This is a genomic window from Rhizobium subbaraonis, from assembly GCF_900220975.1.
Taxonomy (GTDB): Bacteria; Pseudomonadota; Alphaproteobacteria; order Rhizobiales; family Rhizobiaceae; genus Mycoplana; species Mycoplana subbaraonis.
On record NZ_OBQD01000008.1, the window covers coordinates 286,470 to 297,483 of the forward strand.

An 11,014-nucleotide genomic window follows, 5' to 3' on the forward strand; every position below is an offset into this window, starting at 1 on the left:
CCATGGGCGGCGCAGGTGTCATCGACAATTTCCTCGGGGTCTTCACCTCCTACATCAACAGCGGGTTCGGACTGCTCGGCGGCGAGGTCGCGTTCATCGCCACAACGCTAATCGTCATCGATGTGACGCTTGCCGCCCTGTTCTGGAGCTGGGGCGCGGAAGACGACATCATCGCCCGGCTGGTGAAAAAGACGCTCTTCGTCGGCGTCTTCGCCTATCTCATCGGCAACTGGAACAACCTTGCCAAGATCGTCTTCGACTCGTTCGCGGGCCTCGGCCTCAAGGCTTCCGGCACCAGCTTCACCGCGCAGGATCTGATGCGACCCGGCAAGGTCGCGCAGACCGGGCTCGACGCCGCGCGCCCCTTGCTCGAATCCATCTCCGACCTGATGGGCTGGATCGCGTTCTTCGAGAACTTCATCCAGATCGCCTGCCTGCTGTTCGCCTGGGCGCTGGTGCTGCTCGCCTTCTTCATCCTCGCGATCCAGCTCTTCGTTACCCTGATCGAATTCAAGCTGACGACGCTGGCGGGCTTCGTCCTCATCCCGTTCGGCCTGTTCGGCAAAACAGCCTTCATGGCCGAGCGCGTGCTGGGCAATGTCGTCTCTTCCGGCATCAAGGTGCTGGTACTCGCCGTCATCATCGGCATCGGCTCAACGCTGTTCAGCCAGTTTACGGCCGGCTTCGGCGGCGCAACGCCCACAATCGACGACGCCATGGCAATTGTCCTTGCCGCGCTATCGCTGCTCGGGCTCGGCATCTTCGGCCCCGGCATTGCTGCCGGTCTTGTCAGCGGCGGACCACAACTCGGCGCCGGTGCGGCGGTTGGCACCGGGCTTGCCGTCGGTGGTGCGGCACTCGCAGCTGGTGGCGCGGCAGGCCTTGCCCTGAAGGGAGGAGCGGCTGCGATGTCCGGCGGCGCTGCCGCCGTGCGGGGCGGTGCGGCTGCGGCAGGCGGAGCCGCCGCGGCCTACAGCGTCGGCTCGCTCGGCCAGTCCGGCGCAGCCGGTGTCGCCTCTGGTCTCGGCAGTGTCGCCCGCGCGGCCGGAGCGGCCACCGTGTCACCCCTGAAACGCGCGACGGCGCGCGCCGCCGAAGGCGTCAAGTCCAGCTTCTCCGCAGGTGCGAAGGCAGGCTTCGGCGCAACGGGCGGCTCCTCGACCATGAGCACGATACCCGGCTCAGGCTCCGCAGGCGAAGCCGCCGCAGCAGCGCCCCGCGACGGTCCGCCCGACTGGGCCAAGCGCATGAAGCGCCATCAGTCCCTCAGCCACGGAGCCACCCTCGTAGCGCACGCCGTCAAATCCGGCGACAGCCATGGCGGCGGCTCTTCCGTCAATCTCTCCGAAAGTAACCGCTCATGAGCCTCTTCAAACGACCCGCCGCCCACTATGGGAAATCGCCCGAACCCGAAACACCCTATCAGCGCGCAGCGCAGGTCTGGGACGATCGCATCGGTTCGGCCCGCGTCCAGGCCAGGAACTGGCGCATCATGGCATTCGGCTCGCTGTTCCTGTCGGCCGGCTTCGCCGCGGCGCTGGTCTGGCAGTCGGCGCGCGGCACCGTCGTTCCCTGGGTGGTGCAGGTCGATCGACTCGGCCAGGCGCAGTCCGTTGCACCGGCGTCGGCCGACTACCGGCCGACCGATCCGCAAGTGGCCTGGCATCTTGCCCGCTTCATCGAGCAGGTCAGAAGCATCCCGGCCGATCCGATCATCGTGCGCCAAAACTGGCTGCGCGCCTATGACTGGACCACGGATCGCGGCGCCGACGCGCTCAACGACTATGCCCGCACCAACGATCCTTTCACCAAGGTCGGCAAACAGCAGATCGCCGTCGAGGTTTCGAGCGTCATCCGCGCATCGGCGGATTCCTTCCGCGTGGCCTGGACCGAGAAACGTTACGAGAATGGCCAGCTCGCGGGCACAGAGCGATGGACCGCCATCCTCACCATCGTCATCCAGACGCCGCGCGACGCAGACCGGCTGCGCGCCAATCCGCTCGGCATCTACATCAACGCCATCAACTGGTCGCGGGAGATGTCCCAATGAGCACATCTCTGCGCACGTCCGGCTCTCAGGCTTTCCGTAAATCCGCCTTGGCGATGATGCTGATCTCGGCAACGATGCTGGCGGGCTGCGCGACCTTCAAACCACCCACCATCAGCTACGACAGTGACGTGCCGCCGCTCCCAGCTGTGCTGGCGCCGGTCACGGAACAGCCGCCGCGTCCGCTGCACACGCCTCCTGCCTGGACGGTCGCGCATGGTGGAACCGTCGCGAATACGCCGAGCGGCCGCGTGGAAAACGCCAATGCTGCGGCCCGTGTCGAACCGCGACGCGAGGGCTATTATAACGCCATTCAGATCTATCCCTGGAGCGAGGGCGCGCTTTACCAAGTCTATGCCGCGCCCGGCCAGATCACCAACATCGCGCTCGAACCGGGCGAAAGCCTGACCGGCGCAGGTCCAATCGCCGCCGGTGACACCGCCCGCTGGATCATCGGTGATACCGAAAGCGGTTCCGGCCTCTCGCGCCGCGTCCACATCCTCATCAAACCGACGCGCCCCGACATCACCACGAATCTGGTCATCACGACTGACCGCCGCATCTACATGCTTGAGCTGAGGGCGGAGGCGAAACCCTATATGCCGGCCGTTGCATGGGCTTATCCCGCGCTACCGGCATCGCAGCGCGGAACGGTCCCTGCGACGCCTATCATTCCCGCTGCCGCCGCTCGTCACTACCGCTACGGCCTCACCGGCGACACGCCGCCCTGGCGGCCGGTCGCCGTCTATGACGACGGCAGGCGTGTGTATGTCGAATTTCCACGCGGCATCGCTCAAGGCGAGATGCCGCCGATCTTTGTCCTCGGCACCGACGGCGAGCCGCAGCTCGTCAACAGCCGCATCTACCAAAACATCCTGATCGTTGACCGCATCTTCGGAGCCGCTGAACTGCGCCTCGGCAGCGGCAAGCAGCAGCAGACCGTCAGGATCGTGCGAACCGATGGGAAACCTGCATCATGAGCGACACCGACCACGACAATGTCGAACCGCTGGACCAATCGACGCCCGCCGTCGATACGTCATCGTCCATGCGCCTGCGGGCGGAACCTCCGCGTGTCACCCGGCTGTCGCGCAAAGTGCTCGCCGGCGTCGCCGCAGTTGCCCTCGTCGGTATCGGCGGCTCTCTCATCTACGCGCTCCAGACCCGAGATCCCGGCAAGAGCGCCGACGAACTCTATTCGACTGACAACCGCACCACGGCCGATGGCCTGGCCGGCCTTCCACGCGATTACACCGGCCCGGTCCTCGGCCCGGCGCTGCCTGGAGACCTCGGCCGCCCGATCATCAGCGCGCAAAATCAGGGGCATCCTGTCGTGCCGCCCGCCATGGCGGCGCCGGGGCCTGATCCCGAGGAACAGCGTCGCCTCGCGGAATTGGAGGCCGCACGCACCAGCCGAGTGTTTTTCCAGGCCGGTCCGGCCGCAACGTCGGCGACCGCTGGCCCGAATGTCCCGGGATTTGCCGGCGTGGGAGCTGGCACACAACCTGGTGCCGAGACGGCTCAAGATCGACAACTTGCGTTCCTCAATGCTCCCGTCGACCGCCGCACCATTGCGGCCGACCGCATCATGGCGCCCGCATCGCCCTATGTCCTCCAGGCGGGCGCGGTCATTTCGGCCGCCCTCATCACCGGCATCCGCTCCGATCTTCCTGGACAAGTCACCGCGCAGGTGACGGAGAACATCTACGATAGCCCGACCGGGCGCATCCTCGTCATCCCACAAGGCACCCGGATCATCGGCCAGTACGACAATAGCGTCCAATACGGGCAGAGCCGCGTGCTTCTCGTCTGGAACAGGCTCATTCTCCCGAACGGCCGGTCCATTGTGCTCGAACGTCAGCCCGGAGCCGATACCCAGGGCTATGCCGGTCTGGAAGACGGCGTCGATTACCATTGGTGGGATCTCGCCAGAGCGGCGGGGCTCTCGACGCTTCTGTCAGTCGGGTCCGAGCTTGCCATCGATGACCAGGACCGGCTCCTGCGCGCCATCCGCAATGGGGGCCAGGACACGATCAATGATGCCGGTCAGCAGATCGTTCGGCGCCAGCTCAACGTCGCGCCGACGCTGACGATCCGGCCCGGTTTCCCTGTCCGCGTGATCGTCACCCGCGATCTCGTCCTCGAACCTTACGGAGGCTGACATGACGAAATTGAAGCTCGGCCCGATCACCGAGGAAAAGCCGGTGAAGGCCACGCTGGAACTGCCCGCATCGCTTCACCGGGATCTCGCTGCATATGCCGAGCTGCTGGGAAGGCAGACCGGCCAGCCTGTGCGCGATCCCGTCCAGCTGATTGTACCGATGCTGGAGCGCTTCATCGCCACCGATCGCGGGTTCGCCAAGGCCCGACGCGCGAAGCCCGCGGGCGATGCCAGTTCATAAATCCACGCCCTGACGACGCGCCATCGTCTTCGCCATGCTGACAAAGCGCCTGAGCGCCGGATTGTCGTTCTTTGGCGACCACACGCCGTTGAAGGGAAGGACCTCACCAATGATCGGCCGATAGCAGATGCCCGGCACATGGGCGGCTGTCGTCGCTTCGCTCGTGACCGTGAGTCCGCTGCCGATCGCGACGAGCGTCAGCAGATTGTCGCGCCCGACAAACTGTGCCTGAATCTTCGGGTGATGGCCGAGATCGGCGACCCGCTGGACCAGATAGTCATGGACTTCCTGGCCCGGCGGTACATCGCTGACGATGAAGGTTTCGTGCGCCAGATCATGCCACTTCACCTCCTCCTTCCGCGCAAGGGCGTGTGCTTCCGGCAGCACCACGAAAACACGTTCCGACCAGAGGTAGGTGGTCTCACATCGGGGCCACTCCAATGTCCCCGTCAGAAAGGCGATGTCCAACCGGAACTGCCGGATCGCGGCGACATGCTCCGCGGGATTGCCGTCAGCAACCTCGACATGCACGCCGGGGTGCTCAGCGGCGAAGGTCCGGAGAAGATCTTGCAGGAACCCCGAGGCCAGGGACGAGAAGATGCCCACGCGCAATTGACCTTCCGCGCCGCGCCCCACCGCGTCCACGATCTCCGCGCCTTCATTAATGTATCGAAGAACCTTCTGGGCTTTCGACAACAGCCGCTGTCCGGCAACGGTCAGGCATACACCGCCGCTGTGACGGTGAAACAGCGCAGAACCGAGTCCGTCTTCCATGTCGCGTATCCGGCGGCTGATCGTGGACTCCTGTACGCCCAACGCCACGCCCGCCTTGCGGAAACTCCCATGTTCGGAAGCCGCCACGAAATAGCGCAGATGTCGAAAGTTCATATTCACACCTGGAAATCGTCCGGGGAGCCCCCTTATCCCGAATGGCTGACAGAGACGCTGCGAGGCTTGCCAAAGCGATTCCCAGCGTGGCGACAAAGTTCATCGGCGTTCCCCGGTCACACCGGAGAACGCCGACCAGCTATCACTCTACGGATTTCTCTATGAATCCAAGTGTATTGGCATTTTCGACCAGCGTCCGAACCTTGGCGCGATCGAGACCATCAGGCACTTCAGCGTCAATCTCGAGCCGGATCTTCACCTGGCTGCCCGGGAGCGTGGTGAGCTGCTCGACGATTGCTTCGACGATCTGATGGATGTCTCGGGCCGGACGTTCCGGTGAGATCATCACGGCGCCGGAAAAGCGCGTCGGCTTCTTTTCCGGTTGCGGAGCCGAGGGCACGTCATCCGCGGGCTGCCCATCGGGCGCCGGCGTGCTGCCGCCGGTTCCTGGGGTAGCGTCGCCGGACCCAGGCTGCACGGGCGCCGGACGATGCGCCTCGGCCACCTCCGGCCTCACGATGACGCTATCGCCGTCGATCACGACCACGGCGCTTACCGCGCGCTCGATTGCCAGCCCCAGATAGGTGTCCGACTTCTCGTCCCATCGCTCTGCATAGGCGAAGGGGCCAGGCAACATGCCATTCACGGCAGCCTGCACAGCCTTGATCAGGACGCCTTGATCCTTGATGCGCGGCAGGTAGATGTAGCGGTTGAGATATTCGCGCAGATCTTTCAGCGACAACCGCGGCTTGTCGTTCCAGATATACTTCTGGAGGTCGCGGTCGAGGCGCGACGGCCCCAATTCCGTGAGCAGGCCCTCCTCGGCCACCAACTTCTTGCTGGCCCGCGCCAACAAACCATCCTGCGCCGGGATCTTGCCCGATACCCACTCCCAATCGGCCTGGGCGCTCTCCTGGGCGGGATAATGGAGATAGCACCACGCCTCCTTCAGGCGGGTCTTCATCGTCTCGTTCGCTTCGGCCAGTTTCGTTTTGGCCAACGCGCTATCGCTCTGGGTAAGGTTCAACCGCTCCGTGTCGCGGACGATCTCCCCCCACGCCAGCGAAGCACGAACAGCGTCTTTCAGATGGTCGAGCTGACGGCTTTCCGCGGCAATGAACACCAGCATGTTGCGATAGACGCGCGGCGTGCTGCCGCGCTGCGTGAGAATGTCCTTGGCCTCGACCAGCGCGTCAGAGCCATCGCGGCCATTGTGGGGATATTTGACACCCAGCACGACGGCGCGAACACCACCGGCTTCATCGGGTACTTCGGCCGACGAGGCTGGCGCGACCTGCACGGCATCGAAATGCCCGCGATCGGCGAGGCCATTCACATATTTCCCGAGTTCAGCGTCAATCGTCACATCGACCAGCGCCGCTTCGATCTGGGCTGCCTTATCCGCGGCAATGCGGTTGAGGCTGGCCGACATCGAGTACCAATAGCGGCCTAGATCGGCGTGCATGAACTTGGCCTGGTTGGTCAGCCGCCGCAGCGCGTCGCCGAAGATCGCCGGACGCTCGCCCGGTTGGACGACGCCAAGGTTGATCTGCTTGTCGTCGAGGCCGGTGTTCTGTTGCTGCGCCGTTGGCGCGGTTCCCATGAAGATCGCGCGCGCGACGCGCCGCGTCGCCGAATAGCGGTTCAGGTTGGGCGCCGACTGATCGACCTTATAGGGCGTGGACGTCGTGCCATCGACATCGCCGGCGATGATCGCCTGCCAGCTCACGTCGAGATAGTGGAGCAATTCCGGCTCCACGCGCGGCGAACTTACCGCCACGCTGCCGGGCATGATCATCACCGACGGGTCGGCGTTCATCCATAGCTCGTGAATCGCCTGCGCCATCAGGCGCAGCACGCCGCGGGTGCGCTGGAACTTTTCGAGCGAACCCCAGCTCGTATAGAGCTGGTCGAACAGTTCGGGATGGATCGGATACGCCTTCTCCAGCTTGCGCCGATAGTCCTCGTCCGCGCAGCCCTGAGGGAAATCGTTGGCATTTTCGCGGTAGAGTTTCGCGAACTGCTTCAGTGTGTTGTCACGGTGATGGAACTTGTCGCCAGGGATGTCCTTGAACAGCCGTCGCCGGACGATTTCATAGCTCTCCTCCTGACTCGCCGGACGCCATGAGGATTCCACGCGGCTGAAGGTCTGCTTGAGGCGCGCCAGAGCTTCCTGACCGCCTTCGCCCCCGACCTCGATCTGTGAGGCCGGCAAGGATGCGACGAGCAGGGTGCCAGGGCTGGCCTTGACGGCCTCGGTCAGCGACTGGACGAAGGACAGGTTCGCATCGAACGACCCAGACGGCAGCCCCTCGACCTTGTAGATCTGTCGCAGATAGGCGACCCATTCGTCGATCAGGATCAGGCACGGCGCATATTTCTTGAAAAGCGTCTCCAGCAGGTTCGAGCCCGGCGCGATGCCGCTGGCGTCATTCTCCGCGACCATGGCGAAAGCCTCGGCGCCGCCGAGCTGCCAGGCGAGTTCGCCCCAGGTCGTGCGGATTTTCCGGTCGCCCTCGGCATGGAGCACGTCCTGCGGCCCCCGCGACGTGCCGACGAGCACCGCACGGTTAATGCCTTTCGGCACGCTGAGCCCCTGCTTTTCGAGCAACTGGTCCAGGCCGGACAGGTCTTGCACCGGCGTAGGCCCCGCCATGTGATAAAGCGCCAGCATCGAGTGCGTCTTGCCGCCGCCGAAATTGGTTTGCAGTTCGACCACGGGATCGCCGCCGCTGCCCGACAGCCGCTTCGCAGCCCCGACCAACAGCGTGCTCAGGCCCTCCGTCAGATAGGTACGGCTGTAGAACTGACGCGGGTCTCGGTATTCCGGCGGTGCGCTCCCCGAATGCACCTTGGCAAGGTCGGCTGCGAACTCCGCCTGCTGGAACTCGCCGGTGGCGACATCCTGGTGTGGCTCGACGACTTCGCGCCACGGCAACAGTCCCGCCACGGTCTCGACCGAAATTTCAAGGCGCTGGGTTTTCCGTCGTTCCTCATTGCGCTGAAGCTCGGTGAACTTCGTGCGCAGGATGGTGTCGCGCATCTTGCCGAGCTGTTCGGCCGTCTCGCCGGCGCTGATCGCTTCCATCAGACGCCGCATGGAATCGAGCGCGCGTTCGGCATCGTCGTAGGTGAAGGTCTCGTTGTGCGAGAGCTTGTTGCGGACATCGCCCAGTTCATTGACCAGCGAGCGTTCGGCGCGGCCAAGCACCGCCTTGAACGCCTCGCTCCAGAAGCGATCCATCGCGTTGAACAACGCGGCTTGGTCCCAGCCAACCTCGCCGTTGCTGTTAGGGCGCAGGCTCGGCAGTTTCTCCAGAACCTGCACCTGCCAATGCCCCTTGAGCGAGGTTTCGAGCCGCTTTTCGACGAATGGGATCAGCGCCGAAGGCAGCAGCTCCATCCCTTCAAACACATATTGGCGAGTGCTTTTTGCCACGTTCTGTTCCCCCTTAAATATCCAGCCGGATCTGACGATCGCCGCGCGTATCGTGGATAGCCGCAGCAGCCCTCGTCAGCTCAGTCCAGTCGGCGATCAGAGCATTGTAGGCCGTGGCCTCCTTCGCATCTTTCCGCTTGTTGGCGCTGATGTCGTAGAGGCAGTAGGCGAGATCCTTCACGGCCTCGGCCTGAATGTTGATCTTCTTGCGCAGGACGGCGGTGTCGTGGGAAATACCGTCCTTCTCATGCTGTCGGACGAGATGCTGAAGGCACTCCCACACCGTCAGGTGGCGGTCGCCTTCCGGGTCCCAATCCTCGTCGAGTTCATCACGCGCGAGGATGCGGACCTTGCCGGCAGCGCTCTCGACAATCCCGGCGTGCTTGACGCTTTCGACAGAAATACCGCGCGCACGGGCAAGGTTGTCAGCGACACCGTAATCCCCCTTGCCAGTCCCGTTCTGCTCGAACCAGGTGATGGCGAACCGCGTGTCAGCGTCGAACTCACCCTGGATGCCGCCGAGATATTCGTCGAGTTCGCGGTTGATGAGCTGAAGCGCGGTCTTCACACTCATCGGGCTATCGTCGGATTCCAGAACGGCCTTGTAGCGCGAGAACACGCCCATTCCGGGGCCGATGGCGGATTGAGGCATATCAGCGGGGGCAATGTTGGCAGCTTGAAGCTCAGCGATTGCGGGAGGCAGTTCGCGCTTAAGTGCCCGGACAAACTCGGCACGGGTGATAACCTCAGCCGTATCCGCCTTCCTACGGCAAACAAGAACGACAGAATTTGCGAGGGCGTTGGTGCCCGAAGCGATCATGCGATTCGAAAGTTCAGTTCGAACCGGCCAAGTTCCAACTACAGAAAATCCAGCTTCTACAACGGCCTGCAAAAATGTTGCCCAGCCAGTCGAGCTAATTCCCTCTTGCTTAATCTCGCTTTGCTTAAATGCGTAGTAGATTGTCGCCGGCATACCGCTATCTGCATTTTCAGCCATTGCCCTAATAGCTTTTCTCATCCCATCTAAGAAATAATTCTCAGCATTCTGCTTTGACCCGTGACGATAGGGCGTTGCTACAAGTTCATCGGCCTTTGGCGTTGAAAGTATCCCCAATAGATCTGGGAAAACATTCTTCAAGGTGCGTCGAAGCCAAACATAAAAGAAATCCGAGAGGTCCGCATATCCGATATTATCGTAGTATGGAGGATCAGTGCTAATGACCTTTCCTGCCATTCTTGCGCCAGCCTCTCGCGCATCCATCTGAATCACTTGACCCAAAGATGCGGGGTGCAGACCAGAAAGGCTATTGGAGGTCCACTGAACTGCACCGGACAATGTCCCGGTTCCATTGAGAAGCACGTTCATCTCCGCAAAATCCCAAGTCATAGGGACTGACTGCCGAGCAAAGGTATTTCGCGTTGAGTCTCGTGCCGTAAACCAAGTGCAAATCGAGGAACCTCGGTCAGCGACCTTAGAAATTGCAAAGGCCAGATACATCGCAACCGCCTCCGCATAAGCTTTAGCGCCCGTACCGGAATCGTTTAAGCCAGCAGATTCTTCCAGCATTCCCGCAGAAAGTGCGTCGCGTTCAGCAATTGCACGGACTTCATTGGCAAGTTCGCAGAATGTGTTGAGCGCATTCAACTGACGATCAGTGAATAGATTGCCAAATGTTGTCAGGCCATATTCCACAGTCCAAAAATTTCGCGGATCATCAGGCAGGCTCGTTTCAGGCTCCCACGAAGACCTTACAGACAGCGCAAGTGCTTCATGTTCTGCTGTCGGTGCAACATACACTCGAGCAGTATGTCCTTCTGCAACGATAGCAATCAACGTCTGGCCAATCTGACCAGATTTTCCCTGTGCCTTCACGTATTCTGATGTGATGGCTGTGTCCGAAATTAGGCATCTAAAGTTTGAGCCACGACCTGCCTTTGTTCCTTCATTCGCCGAAGCGATCTCGGCCTTTGTTCCACCCTTGCGAATGCTATACTTGATCGTTTTGTTAACGCGATCAACAAGCGGCTCGATCCAGACCTCTTTGCCGGTCCGCGAACTAAGCATGAAGGTCGACGCTATTGGTACCCTTACGTCGCTAAAAGCAGGGTCTGGGCTAGGTACAGTGCGCGCCCATATCCAAGCTGCGGATTCCGGTCTGAAGCCGGCCGGCATTCCGATTAATTACCGGCCACCGTTCCGATTTGAAGCCGGCCACTATTCCAATCAATTACCGGCCG

8 protein-coding genes are annotated in these 11,014 nt (G+C 62.2%); 5 read left to right on the forward strand and 3 right to left on the reverse strand.

Annotated features, from left to right (window positions below; genetic code table 11):
* The first annotated feature begins 2 nt into the window (after positions 1 to 2).
* Genes trbL through CRO48_RS14605 form a run of 5 tightly spaced genes read left to right on the forward strand, consistent with a single transcriptional unit; the run spans position 3 to position 4,449 of the window.
* Positions 3 to 1,364: a P-type conjugative transfer protein TrbL gene (gene trbL, locus CRO48_RS14585; RefSeq protein ID WP_097140476.1), complete on the forward strand. Its 1,362-nt coding sequence runs from the start codon at positions 3 to 5 to the stop codon at positions 1,362 to 1,364.
* Positions 1,361 to 2,050: a conjugal transfer protein TrbF gene (gene trbF / locus CRO48_RS14590; RefSeq protein WP_097140478.1), complete on the forward strand. Its 690-nt coding sequence runs from the start codon at positions 1,361 to 1,363 to the stop codon at positions 2,048 to 2,050. Before trbL ends, trbF begins: the two co-directional genes overlap by 4 nt.
* The gene (trbG, locus tag CRO48_RS14595; RefSeq protein ID WP_097140480.1) at positions 2,047 to 3,027 is read left to right on the forward strand and encodes a P-type conjugative transfer protein TrbG; all 981 of its coding nucleotides are present in this window, start codon (positions 2,047 to 2,049) and stop codon (positions 3,025 to 3,027) included. Before trbF ends, trbG begins: the two co-directional genes overlap by 4 nt.
* On the forward strand, positions 3,024 to 4,208 hold the full coding sequence (locus tag CRO48_RS14600; protein WP_097140482.1) for a TrbI/VirB10 family protein: 1,185 nt from the start codon (positions 3,024 to 3,026) through the stop codon (positions 4,206 to 4,208). Before trbG ends, CRO48_RS14600 begins: the two co-directional genes overlap by 4 nt.
* Before the next feature lies 1 nt (position 4,209).
* Positions 4,210 to 4,449, forward strand: a complete 240-nt coding sequence (locus CRO48_RS14605) for a DUF2274 domain-containing protein (protein ID WP_047167724.1) — start codon at positions 4,210 to 4,212, stop codon at positions 4,447 to 4,449.
* Here the strand turns inward: CRO48_RS14605 and CRO48_RS14610 are convergent.
* The 3 genes from CRO48_RS14610 to CRO48_RS14620 form a co-directional block, all read right to left on the reverse strand.
* Positions 4,444 to 5,337 carry a LysR family transcriptional regulator gene (locus tag CRO48_RS14610; RefSeq protein WP_097140484.1) on the reverse strand — a complete coding sequence of 298 codons (894 nt, stop codon included), beginning with the start codon at positions 5,335 to 5,337 and terminating at the stop codon, positions 4,444 to 4,446. The genes CRO48_RS14605 and CRO48_RS14610 overlap by 6 nt on opposite strands.
* Positions 5,338 to 5,479: 142 nt before the next feature.
* A complete protein-coding gene (locus CRO48_RS14615) occupies positions 5,480 to 8,776 on the reverse strand; it encodes a DUF499 domain-containing protein (RefSeq protein ID WP_097140486.1) in 3,297 nt (1,098 codons plus the stop codon).
* Positions 8,777 to 8,789: 13 nt separating this feature from the next.
* Positions 8,790 to 10,841: a DUF1156 domain-containing protein gene (locus tag CRO48_RS14620; protein WP_210201993.1), complete on the reverse strand. Its 2,052-nt coding sequence runs from the start codon at positions 10,839 to 10,841 to the stop codon at positions 8,790 to 8,792.
* Between the last annotated feature and the right edge of the window lie 173 nt (positions 10,842 to 11,014).